The organism is Actinokineospora terrae (genome assembly GCF_900111175.1).
In the GTDB taxonomy this organism is placed as follows: Bacteria; Actinomycetota; Actinomycetes; order Mycobacteriales; family Pseudonocardiaceae; genus Actinokineospora; species Actinokineospora terrae.
Map to the genome: position 1 here is coordinate 360,223 of NZ_FOGI01000006.1, position 21,836 is coordinate 382,058.

The 21,836-nt window shown below is 71.4% G+C and carries 19 protein-coding genes; all 19 read left to right on the plus strand.

What is annotated here, in order from left to right; all coding sequences use genetic code 11:
• The first annotated feature begins 43 nt into the window (after nt 1-43).
• The 19 genes from BMY07_RS15690 (at nt 44) to ileS (ending at nt 21,797) form a co-directional block, all read left to right on the plus strand.
• Nucleotides 44-1,612 (plus strand): UDP-N-acetylmuramoyl-L-alanyl-D-glutamate--2,6-diaminopimelate ligase, encoded by a 1,569-nt coding sequence (locus BMY07_RS15690; protein ID WP_483860462.1) that lies wholly within the window; start codon nt 44-46, stop codon nt 1,610-1,612.
• A complete protein-coding gene (locus BMY07_RS15695; RefSeq protein WP_092778829.1) occupies nt 1,609-3,072 on the plus strand; it encodes a UDP-N-acetylmuramoyl-tripeptide--D-alanyl-D-alanine ligase in 1,464 nt (487 codons plus the stop codon). Before BMY07_RS15690 ends, BMY07_RS15695 begins: the two co-directional genes overlap by 4 nt.
• Complete coding sequence (gene mraY, locus BMY07_RS15700) at nt 3,069-4,154, plus strand: phospho-N-acetylmuramoyl-pentapeptide-transferase (protein ID WP_092778830.1); 1,086 nt, start codon at nt 3,069-3,071, stop codon at nt 4,152-4,154. Before BMY07_RS15695 ends, mraY begins: the two co-directional genes overlap by 4 nt.
• On the plus strand, nt 4,151-5,587 hold the full coding sequence (murD, locus tag BMY07_RS15705; protein ID WP_092778835.1) for a UDP-N-acetylmuramoyl-L-alanine--D-glutamate ligase: 1,437 nt from the start codon (nt 4,151-4,153) through the stop codon (nt 5,585-5,587). The genes mraY and murD overlap by 4 nt, the downstream gene beginning before the upstream one ends.
• A complete protein-coding gene (gene ftsW, locus BMY07_RS15710; RefSeq protein WP_092778836.1) occupies nt 5,587-7,059 on the plus strand; it encodes a putative lipid II flippase FtsW in 1,473 nt (490 codons plus the stop codon). The genes murD and ftsW overlap by 1 nt, the downstream gene beginning before the upstream one ends.
• A complete protein-coding gene (gene murG / locus BMY07_RS15715) occupies nt 7,056-8,186 on the plus strand; it encodes an undecaprenyldiphospho-muramoylpentapeptide beta-N-acetylglucosaminyltransferase (RefSeq protein ID WP_092778837.1) in 1,131 nt (376 codons plus the stop codon). Before ftsW ends, murG begins: the two co-directional genes overlap by 4 nt.
• Before the next feature lie 47 nt (nt 8,187-8,233).
• Nucleotides 8,234-9,583, plus strand: a complete 1,350-nt coding sequence (gene murC, locus BMY07_RS15720) for a UDP-N-acetylmuramate--L-alanine ligase (RefSeq protein WP_245782432.1) — start codon at nt 8,234-8,236, stop codon at nt 9,581-9,583.
• Complete coding sequence (locus BMY07_RS15725; protein WP_092778839.1) at nt 9,580-10,311, plus strand: cell division protein FtsQ/DivIB; 732 nt, start codon at nt 9,580-9,582, stop codon at nt 10,309-10,311. Before murC ends, BMY07_RS15725 begins: the two co-directional genes overlap by 4 nt.
• 61 nt (nt 10,312-10,372) lie before the next feature.
• Entirely contained in the window at nt 10,373-10,882 is a 510-nt protein-coding gene (locus BMY07_RS15730; protein ID WP_092778840.1) for a DinB family protein, read from the plus strand.
• Nucleotides 10,883-11,072: 190 nt separating this feature from the next.
• Complete coding sequence (gene ftsZ, locus BMY07_RS15735) at nt 11,073-12,476, plus strand: cell division protein FtsZ (protein WP_092778841.1); 1,404 nt, start codon at nt 11,073-11,075, stop codon at nt 12,474-12,476.
• 67 nt (nt 12,477-12,543) lie between these two features.
• Nucleotides 12,544-13,248 carry a peptidoglycan editing factor PgeF gene (gene pgeF, locus BMY07_RS15740; RefSeq protein WP_092778842.1) on the plus strand — a complete coding sequence of 235 codons (705 nt, stop codon included), beginning with the start codon at nt 12,544-12,546 and terminating at the stop codon, nt 13,246-13,248.
• Complete coding sequence (locus tag BMY07_RS15745) at nt 13,245-13,973, plus strand: YggS family pyridoxal phosphate-dependent enzyme (protein ID WP_092778843.1); 729 nt, start codon at nt 13,245-13,247, stop codon at nt 13,971-13,973. The genes pgeF and BMY07_RS15745 overlap by 4 nt, the downstream gene beginning before the upstream one ends.
• 113 nt (nt 13,974-14,086) lie before the next feature.
• On the plus strand, nt 14,087-14,710 hold the full coding sequence (locus BMY07_RS15750) for a cell division protein SepF (protein ID WP_092778844.1): 624 nt from the start codon (nt 14,087-14,089) through the stop codon (nt 14,708-14,710).
• A gap of 19 nt (nt 14,711-14,729) precedes the next feature.
• Nucleotides 14,730-15,014, plus strand: coding sequence for a YggT family protein (locus tag BMY07_RS15755; protein WP_372440361.1), 285 nt, complete (start codon nt 14,730-14,732; stop codon nt 15,012-15,014).
• Nucleotides 15,015-15,063: 49 nt separating this feature from the next.
• Entirely contained in the window at nt 15,064-15,888 is an 825-nt protein-coding gene (wag31, locus tag BMY07_RS15760) for a DivIVA-like cell division protein Wag31 (protein ID WP_092778845.1), read from the plus strand.
• 57 nt (nt 15,889-15,945) lie between these two features.
• Nucleotides 15,946-16,506: a hypothetical protein gene (locus BMY07_RS15765; protein WP_342741544.1), complete on the plus strand. Its 561-nt coding sequence runs from the start codon at nt 15,946-15,948 to the stop codon at nt 16,504-16,506.
• Nucleotides 16,507-16,581: 75 nt separating this feature from the next.
• Nucleotides 16,582-17,808, plus strand: coding sequence for an MFS transporter (locus tag BMY07_RS15770; RefSeq protein ID WP_092778846.1), 1,227 nt, complete (start codon nt 16,582-16,584; stop codon nt 17,806-17,808).
• 11 nt (nt 17,809-17,819) lie between these two features.
• Nucleotides 17,820-18,443, plus strand: coding sequence for a ceramidase domain-containing protein (locus BMY07_RS15775; protein ID WP_092778847.1), 624 nt, complete (start codon nt 17,820-17,822; stop codon nt 18,441-18,443).
• A gap of 216 nt (nt 18,444-18,659) precedes the next feature.
• Nucleotides 18,660-21,797 (plus strand): isoleucine--tRNA ligase, encoded by a 3,138-nt coding sequence (gene ileS, locus BMY07_RS15780; RefSeq protein ID WP_092778848.1) that lies wholly within the window; start codon nt 18,660-18,662, stop codon nt 21,795-21,797.
• Nucleotides 21,798-21,836: the final 39 nt, after the last annotated feature.

Genomic DNA, 21,836 nt, shown 5'->3' on the forward strand with positions numbered 1-21,836 from the left:
GGGCCGCGTGGTCGCCCTCCGTGCGCAGGTAGCCTTCCGCGACGTGCCCGCCAAGCTCGAAGGCAAGGCTGTCACAGCGCCGCCTCGCCCCACCCGGATCCAGCCCGTCCCGCTCGCCACGCTGATCGCGCGCGCGGACGCCCGGCTCTCCACGGGGGACGCCACCGCGGACCCGGTGTCCGATGTGGTCGTCACAGGCGCGACGCTGCGCGCACAGCACGTCCTTCCCGGAGACCTGTTCGCCGCGCTGCCCGGCGCCCGTGCGCACGGCGCCGACTTCGCCGCCCAGGCGGTCGCCTCCGGCGCCGTCGCCGTCCTCACCGATCCCACCGGGGCCGAGCACCCGGCCGTGCGGGACTCGGGTCTGCCGGTGGTCGTCCACCCGGACCCGCGTGCCGCGCTAGGCCCACTCGCCGCGTGGGTCTACGGGGAGCCGTCGTTGGCGCTGAGCGTGCTCGGTGTGACCGGCACGTCCGGTAAGACCACCACCAGCTACCTCGTCGACGCGGGTCTCGCCGCGGCAGGCCTGACGACCGGGTTGATCGGCACCGTCGAGACCCGCATCGCGGGCAACCGGCTCGCCAGCGCGTTCACCACACCCGAGGCCCCCGACCTGCAGGCGCTGCTGGCGGTGATGGTCGAGCGCGGTGTCACGCACGTGCCGATGGAGGTCTCCAGCCACGCGCTGCGGCTGGGCCGGGTCGCGGGCACGCGCTTCGCCGTGGGGGCGTTCACCAACCTCTCGCAGGACCACCTGGACTTCCACCCCGACATGGAGGACTACTTCCAGGCCAAGGCGCTGCTGTTCGACGGCCGCTCCGCCGCCGAGGTCGTCTGCGTCGACCAGGAGTGGGGGCGCAGGCTCGTGCGCGAGCACACCACCACCGTGTCCACCACCGGGGCGGCCGACTGGACCGCGTCGGACCTGCGCGTCTCGCTCAGCGGCGAGCAGACCTTCCGCGTCCACGCCCCCGGTGGCAGGACCGCCGAGGCGACGCTGCCGATGCCCGGCACCTTCAACGTCGCCAACGCCCTGCTCGCGGCGGCGATCCTGGACACCGCCGGGGTGCCGATCGACGCCATCGTCGAGGGGTTCGCCCAGGTCAGGGTGCCCGGCCGGATGGAACGGGTGGCGCTGGGGCAGGACTTCACCGCCGTCGTGGACTACTCGCACAAGCCGGCGGCCGTCGCGCTCGCCCTCGACGCGATGCGGGCGCGCACCGACGGCCGGGTGATCGTCGTGCTCGGCTGCGGCGGCGACCGCGACTCCGCCAAGCGCCCGCTGATGGGCGCGGCCGCGGCCAGGCGCAGCGACCTGCTCGTGGTCACCGACGACAACCCGCGCAGCGAGGACCCGGCCGCGATCCGGGCCGCCATGCTCGCCGGGGCCACCGAGGTGCCGTCCGCGGAGCGCGGCGAGGTCGTCGACATCGGCGACCGCAGGCGGGCTATCGTCACCGCGGTCGCGAACGCCCGCGATGGGGACGTGGTCGTCATCGCGGGTAAGGGCCACGAGACAGGCCAAGAGGTCGCGGGCGTTGTGCATCCCTTCTCAGACCGCGACGAGCTCGCCGCGGCCATCCGCGAGCGACTGGGCACGGTGACCGAATGATCCCCCTTACCCTGCGAGAGGTCGCTGACATCGTCGGCGGCACGGTGCACCAAGCGGATCCGGCGGCAGTGGTGACCGGCACCGTGGAGTTCGACTCCCGGGAGATCACGGCGGGCGGACTCTTCGTCGCGCTGCCCGGCGACAAGGTCGACGGACACGACTACGCCGCGAAGGCCGTCGAGTCCGGCGCGGTCGCGGTCCTGGCCGCGCGGGCGGTGGACGCTCCGGCGATCATCGTGCCGCCGGTGTCCGAGGCGCACACGCGCTCGGTGGCGCTGACCGGCGACAAAGACGGATCAGGCGCGGCGGTGCTCGCGGCGCTGGGACGGCTTGCCCGGTTTGTCGCAGACAGGCTCACCGCTGACGGCCTGACCGTTGTCGGTATCACGGGCTCCTCGGGTAAGACCTCGACGAAGGACCTCATCGCACAGGTGCTCGCGCCGCTGGGGTCGACCATCGCGCCGCCCGGGTCGTTCAACAACGAACTGGGCCACCCCTGGACCGTGCTGCGAGCGGACGGGCAGACCAAGCACCTCGTGCTGGAGCTGTCCGCGCGAGGCCCCGGCCACATCGCCGCCCTGTGCGACACCGCCCCGCCGCGCATCGGTGCCGTGCTCAACGTCGGCACCGCCCACCTTGGCGAATTCGGTACCCGCGCGGACATCGCCCGCACCAAGGGCGAGCTGGTCGAGTCGCTGCCCGAGGACGGGATCGCGGTCCTCAACGCCGACGACCAGTTGGTGGCCGCGATGGCGTCCCGCACGAAGGCCAGGGTCGTGCTCGTCGGCGAGGCCGAGTCCGCCCAGGTGCGCGCCCTCGACATCACTCTCGACGACCAGGCGCGTGCGAGCTTCCTGCTGCGCACCCCCCAGGGCGACGCTCCGGTCTCCCTCGGCCTGCACGGAGCCCACCACGTGGGCAACGCCCTTACCGCCGCCGCCATCGCCCTGGAACTGGGCGCGACGGTGCAACAGGTGGCGGACAGCCTGACCGGCGCGCAGCGGGTTTCCGCGCGTCGGATGGAGGTCGTGACCCGCGACGACGGCGTCACCGTGGTCAACGACGCGTTCAACGCGAACCCCGAGTCCATGCGCGCGGCGCTCAAGACCTTGGCCACGATGGCCCGGTCAGGCAACCGCCGCCGGTCCTGGGCCGTCCTCGGGGTGATGGGTGAGCTGGGCGAGGAGTCGGTGCGCGCGCACGACGACATCGGCAGGCTCGCCGTTCGACTGGACATCAACCGCTTGGTGGTCGTCGGCGAGCTCGCTCGCGCGATGCACCAGGGGGCGAGCCTGGAAGGCTCGTGGGGAGAGGAGTCGGTGCTGGTGCCGGACGTCGATGCCGCGGTGGCGCTCTTGCGCGCCGAGTTGGCGCCAGGTGACGTTGTGCTCGTGAAGGCGTCCAAGGCCGCTGGCCTGTGGCGGGTCGCCGAGGCGCTGGTGGCGGGGGACGCCAGGTGAAGAGCATCCTGATCGCCGCCGCGATCGCCATGGTCATCTCGATCCTGCTCACCCCGTACCTGATCCGGGTCTTCTCCCGGCAGGGCTTCGGGCAGGAGATCCGCGAAGAGGGCCCCGAGGGCCACAAGAGCAAGCGCGGCACCCCCACCATGGGTGGCGTGGCGATCATCATCGCCATGTGGGCCGGATACGGCACCTCGCACATCGTCAACGCCTGGTCCGGGCGGGGCGACTCGCCGACCGCCTCCGGCCTGCTGGTGCTGATGCTGGCCACCGGACTGGGCCTGGTCGGCTTCCTCGACGACTTCATCAAGATCCGCAAGCAGCGCAACCTGGGCCTGAACAAGACCGCGAAGATGGTCGGCCAGCTCGTCGTGGCGATCGTGTTCGCGGTCCTGGCGCTGCGTTTCCCCGACGAGCGTCAGCTGACCCCCGCCTCGGACAACCTGTCCTTCGTCCGTGACATCACCATCATCTCCTTCGGTGGCATCGGCTTCATCGTCTTCTGCTACCTGGCGGTGTCCGCGTGGTCGAACGCGGTGAACTTCACCGACGGCCTCGACGGCCTCGCGGGCGGCTCGTCGGCGATGGTCATGGGCACCTACGTGGTGATCTCGTTCTGGCAGTTCAGCCACGACTGCTCGCGGGTGGCCGAGCCAGCCTGCTTCGACGTGCGCGACCCGCTGGACCTGGCGATCGTGGCCGCGGCGGCGATGGGCGCCTGCATCGGCTTCCTGTGGTGGAACGCGGCACCCGCCAAGATCTTCATGGGCGACACCGGCTCGCTGGCGCTCGGCGGCCTGGTCGCAGGCCTGTCCATGACCACCCGCACCGAGCTGCTGATGATCGTGATCAGCGGCCTGTTCGTGGTCGAGATGGTGTCCGTGGTGCTGCAGATCGCGATCTTCCGCACCACCCGGCGGCGGCTGTTCCGGATGGCCCCGTTCCACCACCACTTCGAGCTGGCAGGCTGGGCGGAGACCACGGTCATCATCCGGTTCTGGCTGCTCGCGGGCGTCTGCGCGATGTTCGGCCTCGGCTTGTTCTACGCCGACTGGCTCGCGCTGGGCGGCGGCGTGTGACCGGGCCCTTCACGGGCCTGGTCACCGGCAAGGTGCTGGTGGCCGGTGCCGGGGTGACCGGTCGGTCGGTGGCCGTGGCGCTGCTGGAGATGGGCGCCGAGGTCACGGTCACCGATGGGAACGCCGAGCGGTTGGCGGAACTGGCCGACACCGGCGCCACGCTGGTGCCTGGCCTCAGCGAGCCCCCGGCGGGCACCTCGCTCGTTGTCACCAGCCCGGGCTGGCGGCCGAGCAGCCCGCTCTTGGCGTCAGCGGTGGCCGCGGGCATCGACGTCATCGGCGAGGTCGAGTTGGCCTGGCTGATGTCGGAGAGGTTGCCCCAACCGCCCACGTGGCTCGTGGTCACCGGCACCAACGGCAAGACCACCACCGTTGGCATGCTCGCTGAGATCCTGCGCGCGGACGGTCGCAACGCCATCGCTTGCGGCAACGTGGGCCTGACCGTGATCGACGCCATCCGCGCCGGACATGACGTGCTCGCGGTGGAGCTGTCCAGCTTCCAGTTGCACTGGCAGCGGTCGCTGCGCGCGCACACCGCCGTTGTCCTCAATCTCGCAGAGGACCACCTCGACTGGCACGGCTCCATAGAGGAGTACGCCAAGGCGAAGGGGCGCGCCTACGCGGGCGCCGGGGTCGTCGTCCGCAACACCGCCGACGAGTGGTCCGGTCGTCTCGCCGCCGAGCACGACGGCGTGCAGGTCGGGTTCGGTCTCGGCGTACCGCGGCCCGGCGAGCTGGGCCTGGTCGAGGACCTCTTGGTGGACCGGGCGTTCGTGGCCGACCCGCGCGAGCAGGCCGAGGAGCTGGCCTGCCTGGCCGACCTCAACGTCGTCGGCTCGCACAACGTCGCCAACGCCCTGGCCGCGGCCGCGCTTGCGCGATCCTTCGGAGTGTCACCCGATGCGGTTCGCGAGGGGCTGCGCGCGTTCGAGCCGGGCGCGCACAGGGCTGTCCCGCTCGGCGAGGTGGACGGGGTCTCTTACGTCAACGACTCCAAGGCCACCAACCCGCACGCGGCGGCAGGATCCTTGCTGTCGTTCGGGTCCGTGGTGTGGATCGCGGGTGGTCTGCTCAAGGGCGCGACGGTGGATCCGCTGGTCGAGGCGGTCGCCGGGCGGCTGCGCGGTGTCGTGCTGCTGGGTGCGGACGCCGACGCGTTCGCCGCCTCGCTGGCGCGACACGCCCCGGATGTCCCCGTCCGACGGCAGGCCCCGGGAGACCATGAACCCATGATCGCAGCGGTCAGCGCGGCAGGCGCCATGGCACGTCCGGGTGACGTCGTGCTGCTCGCGCCCGCTGCCGCCTCAATGGACATGTTCCGCGACTACGCCCACCGCGGCGACGCCTTCGCCGAGGCGGTCGCCCGCGCCAGGGAGAACTCGACCTTCGACGGCGGCGCGGCAACGAGCGACGGCGCCACCGGAGGCCGGTGATGACCGCGCACGATACCGCCGGGAACGTCGGTACCGCTGCCCGTCCGCGCCGCGCCGCCAGCACCGGCGGGCGGTTCCTCGCGGTCCGCACGGCGTTGACCGCGTGGCTGGGTCGACCTCTTGCCTCGTTCCACCTAGTCCTGGCCGTGTTCGCCTTGCTCACCGCGCTCGGTCTGGTGATGGTGCTGTCGGCGTCGTCGGTGGCCTCGCTCAAGACGGGCGCGGGTCTCTACACCGTCTTCAAGAAGCAGCTCCTCTATGTGCTCATCGGGGCTGTCCTGTTCTGGTTGGGTCTTCGCGTCCCGCTTGAGCGCATCCGGGCGTTGAGCCCGGCCGCGCTCGCGATCAGCGTCCTGCTGCTCATGGCCGTGCTCACCCCGCTCGGCACGACGCTGAACGGCACGCAGAGCTGGTTCCGGCTCGGACCGTTCTCGTTCCAACCGGTCGAGGTCTGCAAGCTCGCGTTGGCGCTGTGGGGCGCGCACGTGCTCGTGTTGAAACGGGCTGTCCTGCACCGGTACCGCCACCTGCTCGTGCCAGTCGTGCCGATGGCGTTGCTCATGTTCGCCCTGGTCATGTTGCAGCCGGACCTGGGTGGCACCATCACCCTCGGCGTGGTGCTCATCGCGCTGCTGTGGTTCGCCGGGGCCCCGCTGCGCCTGTTCGGCGCGCTCGCCCTGGGCGGTCTCGCGGGTGTCGCGCTGCTCGCGGTCGGTACCGACTACCGGCTGGCCCGGGTGCTGAGCTTCCTGAGCCCCGAGGAAGACCTCGCGGGCAGCAGCTACCAGGCGCTGCAAGCCAAGCTCGCCCTGGCCGACGGCGGGTTGTTCGGCCGGGGGCTGGGTCAGGGGCCGTCGAAGTCCGGCTACCTGCCCAACGTGCACAACGACTTCATCTTCGCCCTCATCGGCGACGAACTCGGCTTCCTCGGCTGCGTCCTGGTGCTCGGCCTGTTCGCGATGCTGGCCGTGGTGGGCATGCGCATCGCCACGCGCAACATCGACCCGTGGATCCGGATGGTCGCCGCCACGCTGACCGTGTGGCTGGTCGCGCAGGCCGCGATCAACATCGGGTACGTGGTCGGGATGCTGCCGGTCACCGGCATCACGCTGCCGCTGATCTCCTCCGGCGGCACCTCGGTCGTGGTCACCATGCTGGTGTTCGGCATCCTCGCCAACTGCGCCAGGAACGAGCCCGAGGCGGTGTCGGCGCTGCGGTCGCAGGGCCCCGGCCGGTTCGGCAAGATCATGAAGCTGACCGCGCCCCAGCCGTACAAGCCGCCGAAGAAGCGCAAGCCCGCGCGGCCGACGACGCCGCCGAGGGGCACCGCGCAGCGCAGGAGCACGCCGCAGGCCGAGCCGCGCAAGCGCGCCCCGGAGCGTCAGGGTTACCCACGGGCGGGCGGTGCGGCCCTCGCCCGGCAGAAGACAAGCCGCGGTACGCCGCGGAACTCCAAAGGAGGACGTCGTTGACCGTTGGTCCCACCGGTGCCAGTCAGCCCACCCGCACGGGTCCGTGCGTGGTGATCGCGGGGGGTGGCACTGCCGGGCACATCGAGCCCGCGCTAGCGCTGGCCGACGCGGTCATGAGGCTGCGCCCGGACGCCCGTGTCGTCGCCCTGGGGACCGAGCGCGGGTTGGAGAAGACCATCGTCCCCGCGCGGGGCTACCCGCTGGAGATGATCCCACCCGTCCCCATGCCCCGTAAGCCCAATGTGGACTTGTTGAAGCTGCCGCTGAAGGTGCGCTCCGCGGTCAAGACCACCCGCGAGGTCCTCGAACGCGTCGGCGCTGACGTGGTGGTCGGCTTCGGCGGCTACGTCGCCCTCCCCGCCTACCTGGCTGCCCGCGGCCGCGTGCCGATCGTGGTCCACGACTCCAACGCCAAGGTCGGTCTGGCCAACAAGGTCGGTGCCCGGTTTGCCGAGCGGGTCGCGGTGGCCGTGGCCGACTCCGGCCTGCCCGGCGCGGAGGTCATCGGCATCCCGCTGCGCGAGTCGATCATCAACCTCGATCGGGCCGCGCTGCGCGCCGAGGCCCGCGCGTTCTTCGGCCTCGACCCGCACGCTCCGACCCTGCTGGTGTTCGGCGGTTCCCAGGGTGCCCGGTCCATCAACACCGCGGTGTCCGGCGCGGCACGTGAACTCGCCGAGGCGGGTATCGGGGTCCTGCACGCGCACGGCCCCAAGAACACGCTCGCGGTCCAGGCAGTCCCAGGGGCGCCGTCTTACGTCGCCGTGCCCTACCTGGAGCGCATGGACCTCGCCTACGCGGCCGCGGACGCCGCGCTGTGCCGTTGTGGCGCGATGACCGTCGCCGAGGTCTCGGCGGTAGGCCTGCCCGCGGTGTATGTGCCGCTCCCGCACGGCAACGGCGAGCAGGCGCTCAACGCCCAGCCGGTGGTCAACGGCGGTGGCGCTGTCCTCGTCGATGACGCTGACCTGACCCCGGCCAAGGTCGCCGAACTGGTCGTCCCGATGCTGACCAACCACGGTCGCCTGTCGGCGATGAGCGCGGCGGCGCAGGGCACCGGTCACCGCGAGGCCGCCGACGTGCTCGCCCGCATGGTCCTCGACGCCGCGGCCAAGGGCGTGTCGTGAACGGCCCGCTGGAGCGCGCGCACCTGGTCGGCATCGGCGGCGCGGGGATGAGCGGCATCGCCCGCATCCTGCTGGCCAGGGGCGCGGCGGTGTCGGGGTCCGACGCCAAGGAGACTCGCACGTTCCTGACCCTGCGGGCCCAGGGCGCGCGCATCGCGGTCGGGCAGGTCGCCGAGAACCTGGACCTGCTCCCCGGTGGCCCTACCGCGGTCGTCGTGTCCACCGCGATCAAGGACACCAACCCGGAGCTGGTCGAGGCGCGGCGGCGCGGGCTGACGGTCCTGCACCGCTCGCAGGCGCTGGCCGAGCTGATGGTCGGCCACCAGGTCGCCTGCGTCGCGGGCACGCACGGCAAGACCTCGACGACCTCGATGCTCACCGTGGCGCTCCAGCACTGCAGGCTCGACCCGTCGTTCGCCATCGGCGGTGACCTCAACGAGTCCGGTGCCAACGCCCACCACGGCACCGGGGGCGCGTTCGTCGCCGAGGCCGACGAGAGCGACGGCTCGTTCCTCGTGTTCTCGCCGTCGGTCGCCGTGGTCACCAACGTCGAGGCCGACCACCTGGACCACCACGGCACCGTGGAGGCCTACGTCGCGGTGTTCGACGCGTTCCTCGACCGCATCACCCCCGGTGGCGTGCTCATCGCCTGCGTGGACGACCCCGGTTCGGCCGCGCTCGCCGAGCGCGCCCAGGGCAAGGGCATCCGCGTGCGCAGGTACGGCCGCCTGACCACGGGACCGGATGACGCCACCATCCTCGACTACCACCCCGCGGACGGGGGCGGCCTGGCCCGGCTCACCCTGGGCGGCCAGGAGATCGAGCTCGGGGTAGCGGTACCTGGCGAGCACATGGCAGGCAACGCTGTCGCGGCCCTCTTGGCGGGCATCGAACTCGGTGCGCCACTGGCCGAACTCGGCGAGGGCATCGCCGCCTTCGGTGGTGTGCGAAGGCGTTTCGAGTACAAGGGCACCGCCGCAGGCGTTCGCGTGTACGACGACTACGCCCACCACCCCACCGAGGTCGACGCCCAGCTGCGCGCTGTACGTCCCGCCGCGCAGGGTGGCCGTGTCGTAGTGGTGTTCCAGCCGCACATGTACTCCCGCACCGAGACCTTCGCGACCGAGTTCGGCACCGCGTTGGGCTTGGCCGACGAGGTCGTGGTCCTCGACGTGTTCGGCGCGCGCGAGGAACCCAAGCCCGGTGTCAGCGGCGCTCTTGTCGCCGACGCGGTGCCCCTCCCGGCCGAGCGCGTGCACTACGAGCCCTCGTTCGAGCGCGTACCCGCGTTGGTCGCGGGTCTGGTCCAGAACGGCGACCTGGTGCTGACCATGGGCGCTGGTGACGTGACCATGCTCGGCCCCGAGGTGCTCGCCGAGTTGGAGCGCGAGGCGTGACCAGCACCGTCCCCGGTAGGCGTACCCGGCGCAGGCCGCGTGGCGCACAGCGGCCCGCGCGCAGGCGCACGGCACGCCGCTACCTCGTCCGCCGGTGGACGGTGCTCGGCTCGCTCCTGGCCGTGACCGGCCTGGTCGTGCTCGTGTTCTTCACCCCGGTCCTCGGTGCCAACACCGTCGAGGTCACCGGCATCAAGGACCTCACCGCGGACGAGGTCCGCGCGGCCGCCGCCATCGAACCGGGTACGCCGTTGGCCACGCTGGACACCGACGAGATCGCCGCCAGGATCCGTCAGCTGCCCCGGGTGGGGTCGGTCGACGTGAGCCGGTCCTTCCCGGCGACGGTGGAGCTGGCGGTCACCGAGCGCACCCCGGTCGCGGTCGCGGTACGCGACGACGGCGCGCACCTGCTGGACGCGGCGGGCGTCGACTACGGGACCATCAAGGCAGCACCGCCCGGCCTGCCCGTGCTCGACGCCAGCGGCGACAACGCCACCAGGGCGGCCACCGCCGTCCTCGCGGGCATCCCGCCGCAGCTGGCCAAGGTGGTCGTCTCGGTGACCGCGCGCACCCCGACCGACATCCGGCTGGGCCTCGCCGACCAGCGGGTGGTCAAGTGGGGCGACGCGAAGAACGTGACCCGCAAGGCCGCCGTGCTCGGTGCCCTGCTCACCCAGGAGGGCAAGACGTTCGACGTGGCCGCGCCGGACTTCCCCACGATCTCCTGAGTTGTCCACAGGGGACGGAAATCCGCTGCGCGTCCGCGCCGCTCTCGGACACACTTCCCCCATGACCGAGATCCACGACCCCAGGGTCGAGCCGCCGTACCAGGGTGACGAGCGCCTGCTGCTCGCCGCGTTCCTCGACTTCCTGCGCGGCACCATCGCGCACAAGTCCGCGGGCCTGTCCGAAGCGGACGCCCACCGCTCCGTCCTGCCCTCGCCGCTGATGACCGTCGCCGGGCTCTTGTCCCACTTGCGCTGGGTAGAGGCCTACTGGTTCGACGTCGCGCTGCGCGGTCAGCCCAACCGCGCCCCTTACAGCGCCGAACGCCCCGACGGCGAGTTCGAGATCGCCGCCGACCTGTCACTCGAGCGGTTGCTCGCCGACTACGCCGAGCAGTGCGCGCACAGCCGCGAGGTCATCGCGGCGATGGGCCTCGACGACATCGTCACCTTCCGCGGCGACAAGCTGCTGACCCCGCGCTGGGTGCTCATGCACATGATCGAGGAGACCGGGCGGCACGCCGGGCACCTCGACGTGATCCGCGAGCTGCTCGACGGCACCACGGGGGAGTGAACGGGGCGCCCGCACGGTCGGTGACCAACAACCGGGGCCGCGCACGGCGTGGCGGCTGGATCGAGACCAGTCCTGTGCATACCTTCCTTGCCAGGTCCGGGGTTGACATCACCCTCACTCTCTGGTTGAGGTCGAGGGTTCCCCGGATCGGGTACCCGCACCACTGATGACGACAAGGAAGGCGGCTTCGATGACGCCCCCGCACAACTACCTCGCCGTGATAAAGGTCGTCGGCATCGGTGGCGGCGGCGTGAACGCCGTCAACCGCATGATCGAGGTCGGGCTCAAGGGTGTCGAGTTCATCGCGGTGAACACCGACGCGCAGGCACTGCTGATGTCCGACGCCGACGTCAAGCTCGACATCGGCCGGGAACTGACCAGGGGCCTCGGCGCGGGCGCCAACCCCGAGGTCGGCCACAAGGCGGCCGAGGACCACCGCGAGGAGATCGAGGAGGTCCTCAAGGGGGCCGACATGGTCTTCGTGACCGCGGGTGAGGGCGGCGGGACCGGCACCGGCGGCGCCCCCGTGGTCGCCTCCATCGCGCGCAAGCTCGGCGCGCTCACCATCGGCGTGGTCACCCGCCCGTTCTCCTTCGAGGGCAAGCGGCGGGCCAGGCAGGCCGAGGACGGCATCACCGAGCTGCGCAACGAGTGCGACACGCTCATCGTCATCCCCAACGACCGGCTGCTGCAGCTTGGCGACGTCGGCGTGAGCCTGATGGACGCCTTCCGCTCCGCCGACGAGGTGCTGCTCTCCGGTGTCCAGGGCATCACCGACCTGATCACCACCCCCGGTCTGATCAACCTGGACTTCGCCGACGTCAAGAGCGTGATGTCCGGCGCGGGCAGCGCGCTGATGGGCATCGGCTCCGCCCGCGGCGAGGGCCGCGCGGTGACCGCGGCGGAGAAGGCGATCAACTCGCCGCTGCTGGAGGCCTCGATGGACGGCGCGCACGGCGTGCTGCTGGCCATCGCGGGCGGCTCCGACCTCGGCCTGTTCGAGATCAACGAGTCCGCGTCGCTGGTGCAGGAGGCCGCCCACCCGGAGGCCAACATCATCTTCGGCACGGTCATCGACGACTCGCTCGGCGACGAGGTGCGGGTGACCGTCATCGCCGCCGGGTTCGACAGCGGCGGCCCCACGCACAAGAAGCTCGACCCGGTCGGCTTCGGCACCAGGTCCGCGACCACGACCGCCGCCGCGCAGGCGGGCCAGGTCCACGCCGAGCCGCAGCAGGCGCCCGCCCAGCACCAGCAGCAGCCCGCGCAGCACCAACCGCCCGCGCAGCAGCAGGTCCAGCAGCCGGTGTCGCTGCCGGAGCAGGGCTACCAGACCCAGCAGCCGGTCGGGCACCAGCAGGTCCAGCACCAGCAGCCGCAGCAGACCCAGCACCAGCAGGGGCAGCACCAGCAGCCCGCGCAGCACCAGCAGCAGCCGGTCGGCTACCGCCAGGACTACGCGCAGCAGGCCGCCCCGGCGCAGCCGCTGCCGAGCGTGCGGGCCAGCCAGGGCGGCGGCGTGCACGGCAGGGCCGTCCCGGTCACCGAGGACCCCGACGACGAGGTCGACGTGCCGCCGTTCATGCGGCGCTGACACCGGGACGGGTCGCGGGGCGCTAGGTTTGGGGTCGGCGAACTCCTCTAGCGGTGCGGGGTGTGGTGTGCGGATTCGGCGCGTGGTCACGACACGCGAAGGCGGGGCGTCCCAGGCGCCGTACGACTCGTTCAACCTGGGTGACCACGTCGGCGACGACCCGGCGGCCGTGGCCGCCAACCGCGACCGGCTGGCCCGCGAGCTCGGGCTGCCCGCCGACCACCTCGTCTGGATGGAACAGGTGCACGGCCGCACCGTCGGCGTCGTCGACGGCCCCGTGCCGGACAAGCTCGAGGCGACCGACGCCGTGGTGACCGCGCGGCCGGGCCTCGCCCTGGTCGTGCTCGTCGCCGACTGCGTCCCCGTGCTGCTCGCCGACCCCGAGGCCGGGGTCGTCGGCGCGGTGCACGCGGGCCGGGTCGGCGCCCGGGTCGGCGTCGTCCCCGCCGCGCTCGCGGCGATGGTGGCCGCGGGCGCCGATGTCGACCGCGTCGAGGTCCTGCTCGGCCCGTCGGTCTGCGGCGAGTGCTACGAGGTCCCGCAGGCGATGCAGACCGATGTGGAGCAGCACCTGCCCGGCACGGCCTGCCGGACCCGCAAGGGCACCGCCGGACTCGACCTGCGCGCCGGGCTGTGGCGGCAGCTGGCCGACGCCGGGGTCGCCAAGATCGGGATCGACCCGCGGTGCACGAACGAGGAGCGTTCGCTGTTCAGTCACCGCAGGGAAGGCACCACTGGGCGATTGGCCGCGGTCACCTGGGTGGAGCCGTGACCGACCGCGCCGCCGAGATCGCGGCGAACCTCGCCGAGGTCCGGGCCAGGGTCGACGCCGCGTGCGCGCGCGCCGGGCGCGACCCGGCCGGGGTGCGCCTGCTGGCGGTCACCAAGACGTTCCCGGTGCAGGACGCCGCCGCCCTGGTCGACCTCGGCGTGCTCGACCTGGCCGAGAACCGCGAGCAGGAGGCCGGTCCCAAGGCGGAGGCGATGGCCGCGCTGCGTCCCGGCGCCCCGGTTCGCTGGCACATGGTGGGCAGGCTGCAGCGCAACAAGGCCAGGTCGGTGCTGCGCTGGGCCGCGCAGGTCCAGTCCGTCGACTCAGGACGGCTCGCCGACGCACTCGCCAAGGCCGCGGCCGCCGCGATCGGGGCGGGGGAGCGCGCCGAGCCGCTGGAGGTCTTGCTCCAGGCCAGCATCGACGGTGACCCGGCCCGCGGCGGCTGCCCGCTCGACGAGCTCCCGGACCTCGCCGAACGGGTAATTCGATCGAGTGATCTTCGACTCCGCGGGATCATGGCGGTGGCGCCACTGGGCACGCAACCCGAGGCGGCGTTCGAACGTCTAGCGGTTGCCGCGGGCAGGTTGCGGGCCGAATACCCCTCGGCGACGGAGATGTCCTGCGGCATGAGTAACGATCTCGAGCAGGCGATCGACTACGGGTCGACGTGCGTGCGTGTCGGAACCGCGCTGCTGGGGGGACGCGGGCTAGCCTCCCCTTAGCAGGAACGGACCCCGGCAGGCAAGATCGCCGAAGCCCGGGGTTGAGCCTTGCGGGGACGTGGTAGTCGGACAACGCGCGCACGACCACGCTCGGGGAATCCGGAGGAACGGCTATGAGCACGCTGCAGAAGCTGAAGGCCTACTTCGGCATGGTCCCGGCGGACGAGCTCGACGACTACGAGGCCGAGGAGTACGACCGGCGCGGCTACCGCCCGGAGTACGCCGAGGACGAGTTCGAGGACTACCCGGGTGGCAGGCGCCGGTGGTTCGGCGGTCAGCGTGGTCCCTACCGGGACGAGGCCGAGGAGGACTACGAGCCCGCCGAGCGCGCCCGCCCACGCCCCGCGTGGACCCCCGCGGTGGCCCCCGAGCAGCCCACCCACGGCGCGTTGGCCGTGGACGCCCGCCGCGAGCCGCCCGCCGTGCGGCAGCGGCAGCCGGAACCCGCCGGATATCCACTCGGACGGGTGATCACGTTGCACCCGCGCAGCTACATCGAGGCCCGCACGATCGGCGAGCACTACCGCGACGGCCGCCCGGTCATCATGAACCTGACCGAGATGGACGACGCGGACGCCAAACGCCTGGTCGACTTCGCCGCGGGCCTGGCGTTCGCCATGCGCGGCTCGATGGACAAGGTCACCAACAAGGTGTTCTTGATCTCACCACCCAACGTCGACCCCACCGCGGAGGACAAGCGGCGGTTGGCCGAGGGTGGGTTCGCCACCCGAAGCTGAGTGATGGCACAGTTGACCCGTGGAACCACTGCTCCTCGCCGCCTTCTGGGTGTTGTTCGCCTTCTGGCTGCTGCTCACCGCGCGGGTCGTGGTGGAACTCGTCCGCACGTTCGCCAGGGACTGGCGCCCGGCGGGTGGGGTTGCGGTAACGCTGGAGACCATCTACACAGTGACCGATCCTCCGGTACGTCTTGTTCGTCGGCTCATCCCGACGATCCGGATCGGAGGCGTGGGCCTGGACCTATCGATTATGGTGCTGCTGTTGGTCGTATTCATTCTGATGCGACTGGCGTATCCCGGGTGAACGGGGAACCCCGGGAAACCCGCAGCCCTGGAGTGCGTGAGGTGATCAGATGTCGTTGACCCCCGCTGACGTGCACAACGTCGCGTTCAGCAAGCCTCCCATCGGCAAGCGGGGCTACAACGAGGACGAGGTGGACGCGTTCCTCGACTTGGTCGAGGTGGAGCTCTCCCGCCTGATCGAGGAGAACAACGACCTGCGTGCGCAGGTCGAGCAACTCGACGCGCAGCTGGAGTCCACCCGCGCCGACCTGGAGGACGCCCGCAGCGCGGGTGCCCCGGTCGCGCCGGTGCGCCCGGTGGAGGAGCCCCGGCGCTTGCAGCCGGTCCCGCCGCCGAGCTCGTTGGAGCAGACCAACCCCGGCGGTGGTGGCGACCACCACGTGCAGGCGGCCAAGGTCCTCGGGCTCGCCCAGGAGATGGCCGACCGGCTCACCGGCGAGGCCAAGGCCGAGGCGGACGGGATGCTCGCCGAGGCGCGCACCAAGTCCGAGCAGCTGCTCTCGGAGGCCCGCGCGAAGTCGGACACCATGGTGAACGAGGCCCGCACCCGGGCCGAGACCATGCTCAACGACGCGCGGACCAGGGCCGAGACGCTGGACCGGCAGGCCCGCGAGAAGGCCACCACGCTCGAGCGGGACGCCCAGCGCCAGCACACCGAGATCATCGGTGCCGTGCAGGCCGAGCGGACCACGCTGGAGAAGAAGATCGACGAGCTGCGCACCTTCGAGCGCGAGTACCGCACCCGGCTCAAGACGTTCCTGGAGTCCAGCCTGCGTGAGCTCGGTGACCGCGGTTCCGCGGCGCCAACCACCGAGGGCAGGGGCGCCGGGCAGCAGAGCGGCTACTCCTTCGGACCGCGCGCCGAGGCGGGCTGACCAGTCCACGGGCAGGCGGCGGGTGGCTGACACCCGCCGCGCCCTGGCTGGGGACGCATGGTGCTGTTCCTCGTCTTGGTCCTCGTGCTCGGCGCCTTCGGGTTGCTGGTCGCCGCGCTCACCACGGCCAACACCGTGTGGGCGTGGATCTCGGTGGTCATCTCCGTGGTGGCCGCCGCGATCCTGCTGGTGGACTGGCTCGGGTCCCGGCGGCGCCGCACACCGGTGGACACTCCCGCACCGCTCGACACTGCCGCGCTGGGGCCGATCGGGGCCCCGGACATCGAGCGCATCGACCCACCCCCACCGGTCGATCCCCCCGCTGGTCCTGACGTGGTCGATCTCGACCAGGAGCAGGAGCCCGCGGAAGAGGCGACCGACGCCGCCGACCTGCTGGTGATCTCCGACCTGCGGGTGGACGTCCGGGTCCTCGACGAACGGCCGCGCTACCACCTGACGCGCTGCGGCTGGCTCGGCTCACGGTCGTCGATAGCGTTACCGGTCGCCGAGGCCCGGCAGCTCGGGTTCACCCCGTGCGCCCACTGCACCCCGGACGCCGTTCTCGCTACCCGCCACCGTGAGGGCCGCGGTCCTAAGCGGACCGAGGCGTCGGAGTAGCCGTTCTGCCGGTGGGATGATCTATGTCACCCCGGATCTCCCCTGCCGAGGGGGCCGTGTCGGCAAGCTGGTTCGGTGACGACCACCACACCACCCAGGCTCGGGCCGGACTTCGCCCGCCTGTGGACGACCTCGGCGGTCACCAACACCGCTGACGGCATCATGATCGCCGCGGGCCCGCTGCTGATCTCCGGGCTGACCGACGACCCCGCCGCCATCGGGGCGGTCGTCTTCGTCGCGCAGCTGCCGTGGCTGCTGTTCTCGCTGATCAGCGGCGCGCTGGTGGACCGGTGGGACCGCCGCCGGGTCGTCGTCGCGGTCAACGTCTACCGCGGCGTCGTCATCGCGGGCCTCGCCGTGGCCGTGGCCACCGGCGCCGTCACCGTGTGGCTGGTGTACCTGGCGTTCTTCCTGGTCGGGGTCGGCGAGACCCTGGTGGACAACGCCGCGACCGCCCTCGTGCCGGACGTCGTCGCGGTCGAGGCGCTACCGCGTGCCAATGCCAGGCAGCAGGGCGTGGCGATCGTGACCAACCTGTTCGTCGCACCGCCGCTGGGGGCGGCGCTGTTCGTCGTGGCCGCCGCGCTGCCGTTCAGCCTGGAGGCCGCGCTGTTCCTCCTCGGCGCCGTGGTGGCCGCCACGCTGCGGCACCGACCGCCGCCGCGCCGGGTCGAGCACCGGCGCCGGATGCGGGACGAGATCGTCGAGGGCGTGCGCTGGGCGTGGTCGCACCGGCTGCTGCGGTCCATGGCGGTGTCGCTGTGCCTGATGAACATCGCGCTGATGGCGACCGTCTCGATCCTCGTGCTCTACGCCGAGCAGCGGCTGGGGTTGTCGGAGGTCGGGTTCGGCCTGCTGTTCGCCGCCGTGGCCGCGGGTGGGCTGATCGGCTCGGCGTCGGCCCCGTGGCTGCAGCGGCGGGTCGGTGACAGCCTGCTGGTGCGGGTCGGCCTGCTCATCGAGACCGCCACCCACTTCGGGCTGGCCATCACCACCGACGCCTGGGTGGCGGTCGTGATCAACGTCCTGTTCGGCGCGCACGGCGCGGTGCTCGGCGTCGTGCTGACCTCGGTGCGCCACCGGGCGGTGCCGGAGCGGCTGCGCGGCCGGGTGGGCAGCGTGTACTCGCTGCTGGTCGTCGGCGGCTCGGCGATCGGCTCGCTGCTGGGCGGGTTCGTCGTGCGCGGGTTCGGGGTCACCGCTCCCTTCTGGGCCGCGGGCGTCGCTATGGTTGCGCTGACCGCCGTGGTGTGGCGCGGGTTCCGGCCTGCGGCGTTCGCCGCCGAGGCGGGGCACCCCTAGCGGAGGTGGGCATGCCGGTCGACGGGTACTGCGAGCGCACCGGGCCGGAGTTCTGGTCCGAGCCGGTCAACGCCTGGACCAACGTCGCGTTCCTGATCGCCGCGTTCTTCGCCTACCGGCACGTTCGCCGCACGGGAGCGCCATGGTGCGTGACGGCGCTCGTAGTGCTCCTCGCGGTCATCGGGCTCGGTAGCTTCACCTTCCACACAGTCGCGACGCGCTGGGCGGCGACTTTGGACGTGGCGCCCATCCTGGCGTTCATGATCACCTACGTGGTGGTCTTCCCCAAGACCTTCCTCGAACTCCGGTGGCGGTGGGCCTGGCTGGGCGCTCCGTTGTTCATCGCGTTCGGCGTGCTCGTGAACCTCGTCATCGGCGGTGGGAGCTACCTGCCCGCGTTGCTCGGGATGGTCGTGTTCGGGGTGCTGCTCCTAGTCAGAGGCGACCTGCACTACGCGCTGTGGTTCGCGGGTATCGCTGCCCTCTTCGGGGTGTCGCTTACCCTGCGCACGGTCGATACCGCTGTCTGCGCAGGGTTCCCCCTCGGCACGCACTTCGCCTGGCACCTGTGCAACGCCTTGGTGCTCTACCTGCTCATCCGGGTGGCGGCGAACCGGGTTGCGCGGCGGAGTTAGACTCGACGGCACAGGCACTGATCCGGCCATCACCGGGGAGCCTCCGGAAGAACGGGCGCTGGCCCTGTAGAACCGGACGGGACGGCCCGTCACAGCCGACCGACGAGTGGTCGCCCGCCAGGGCGGCAAGCGGGGTGGTACCGCGGCGCGGGACGGCACGAGCCGTCCTGGTCGTCCCCGTGTGGGTCCCACCGATCCGTACGAGGAGTGCCACCCATGGGTTACCCCAGGGCGTACAGCGGCGAGCCGACCGTGCCCGCCCAGCCGTCCTTCCCGAACCTGGAGACCGCGGTACTGGAGCACTGGTCGGCCGACCGGACGTTCCAGGCCTCAGTGGACGCCAGGCCCGCCGGGGACAACGGCGCCAACGAGTTCGTGTTCTACGACGGCCCGCCGTTCGCCAACGGGCTGCCGCACTACGGCCACCTGCTGACCGGGTACGTCAAGGACCTGGTGCCGCGCTACCAGACCATGCGCGGCAAGCACGTGGAGCGCCGCTTCGGCTGGGACACCCACGGCCTGCCCGCCGAGGTGCAGGCGGAGAAGCAGCTCGGGTTCGCCTCCAAGAGCGACATCGAGTCCTTCGGCATCGAGAAGTTCAACGAGGTCTGCCGCACCTCCGTGCTGCGCTACACCGACCAGTGGCGCGACTACGTGACCCGGCAGGCGCGGTGGGTCGACTTCGACAACGACTACAAGACCCTCGACCTGGACTACATGGAGTCGGTCATGTGGGCCTTCAAGTCCTTGCACGACAAGGGCTTGGTCTACGAGGGCTTCCGGGTGCTCTGGTACTGCTGGCGTTGTGAGACGCCATTGTCCAACACCGAGACCAAGATGGATGACACCTACCGTGACCGTCAGGACCCTGCCGTCACGGTAGGGCTGAGGGTGCAGGCTCCCGGTACCGATCTCGATGGCGTCCACGCTCTCGTGTGGACGACGACGCCGTGGACGCTGCCGTCGAACCTCGCCGCCGCGGTGCACCCCGATGTCGACTACGTCGTGGTCGAGTCCAACGGTCAGCGCTACCTGCTTGCCGAGGCTCGCGTTGGCGCGTACGCGCGTGAGCTGGGTGAGGACCTACCTGTTGTCGCGCGGTACAAGGGCAGCGACTTGCTCGGTACCCGCTACCTGCCGCCGTTCGACTTCTTCGTCGGTCGCACCAACGCGCACCAGTTCCTCGCGGCCGACTACGTCACCACCGAGGATGGCACGGGCATCGTGCACATCGCCCCTGCCTTCGGTGAGGAGGACAAGGTCGTCACCGACGCGGCGGGCATCGAGGTCGTGATCCCGGTCGACCCGCACGGTAGGTTCACCGCCGAGGTCGCGCCGTACGAGGGACAGCACGTCTTCGACGCCAACAAGCAGATCATCCGCGACCTCAGGGACGCGGGACTGCTGCTGCGGCACGAGACCTACGACCACCCGTACCCGCACTGCTGGCGCTGCGACAACCCGCTGATCCAGCGCGCGGTCTCGTCCTGGTTCGTCGCGGTCACCCGGTTCAAGGACCGCATGGTCGAGCTGAACCAGCAGATCACCTGGGTGCCCGGCCACATCAAGGACGGCCAGTTCGGCAAGTGGCTGGACAACGCCCGCGACTGGAACATCTCCCGCAACCGGTTCTGGGGCTCGCCGATCCCGGTGTGGGTGTCGGACGACCCGGACCACCCGCGCGTCGACGTGTACGGCTCGCTCGACGAGCTGGAGCGCGACTTCGGCGTGCGCCCGACCGACCTGCACCGGCCCGCGATCGACGAGCTGACCAGGCCCAACCCGGACGACCCCAGCGGGGCCTCGACCATGCGCCGGGTGCCGGAGGTGCTGGACTGCTGGTTCGAGTCCGGCGCGATGTCCTTCGCCCAGGTGCACTACCCGTTCGAGAACCGCGAGTGGTTCGAGGACCACTACCCCGGCGACTTCATCGTCGAGTACAACGGTCAGACGCGCGGCTGGTTCTACACCATGCACGTGCTGGCCACGGCGCTGTTCGACCGGCCCGCGTTCACCACCTGCGTGGCGCACGGCATCGTGCTCGGCGACGACGGGCAGAAGATGTCCAAGTCGCGCAACAACTACCCGGATGTCAACGAGGTATTCGACCGCGACGGCTCCGACGCGATGCGCTGGTTCCTCATGGCCAGCCCGATCCTGCGCGGAGGCGACCTCGTCGTCACCGAGCGCGGTATCCGCGACGCGGTCCGGCAAGCCGTGCTGCCGCTGTGGAACTCTTACTACTTCCTTGCCCTCTATGCGAATGCCGAGGGCAAGGAAGGTAGGTGGCGCACGGACTCGACGCACGTGCTCGACCGCTACGTACTGGCCAAGACCCGGCAGCTGGTCGAGTCGGTCACGGCCGCGTTGGACGTCTACGACATCTCCGGTGCCTGCCAGACCGTGCGCGAGTACCTGGAGGTGCTGACCAACTGGTACGTGCGCCGGTCCCGGGACCGGTTCTGGGCGGGCGACACCGACGCGATCGACACCCTGCACACGGTGCTGGAGACCGTGTCCAGGCTGACCGCGCCGCTGCTGCCGTTCACCGCCGAGGTCGTGTGGCGCGGGCTGACCGGCGGCCGCTCGGTGCACCTGACCGACTGGCCGGACGCCATCGACCTGCCCGGCGACGACGCCCTGGTCGCGGGCATGGACCGGGTGCGGCAGGTGTGCTCGTCGGCGCTGGCGCTGCGCAAGGCCAACAAGCTGCGCGTGCGGCTGCCGCTGGCGCGGCTGCTGGTCGCCGCGGCCGACGCCGAGGTGCTGGCGCCCTTCACCGACCTGGTCCGCGACGAGGTGAACGTCAAGGCGGTCGAGCTGACCACCGACGTCGCCGCGCACGGGCACTTCGAGCTCGTGGTCAACGCCAGGGTGTCCGGCCCCCGGCTCGGACCGGACGTGCAGAAGGTGATCCGCGCGGTCAAGGCGGGCGAGTGGTCGACCGACGAGTCCGGCGCGGTCGTCGCGGCGGGCATCGAGCTGCGCGAGGGCGAGTACGAGCGGCGGCTGGTGGCCACCGACCCCGGAGCGACGGCCGAGCTGCCCGCCAGTTCCGGGCTGGTCGTCCTCGACACCGAGGTGACCGCCGACCTGGCCGCCGAGGGCGCCGCGCGCGACCTGGTCCGGATCGTGCAGCAGGCCCGCCGCGACGCGGGGCTCGAGGTGTCCGACCGGATCGTGCTGACCGTCGACACCTCCGCGGCGCCCGAGCTCGACGCCGTGCTCGCGGCGCACCGCGAGTTCATCGCGAAAGAGGTCCTCGCGGAGGCGGTCGACGCCGGTACGGCTACCGCCGCCGAGGGCACTGTCGGCGACGGTCTCGTAGTGCGCGTGGATGTGCGCAAGGTGTGATGGTGTGGTGCCAGGGCCGTGGCTTTCCGAAGGATCGCT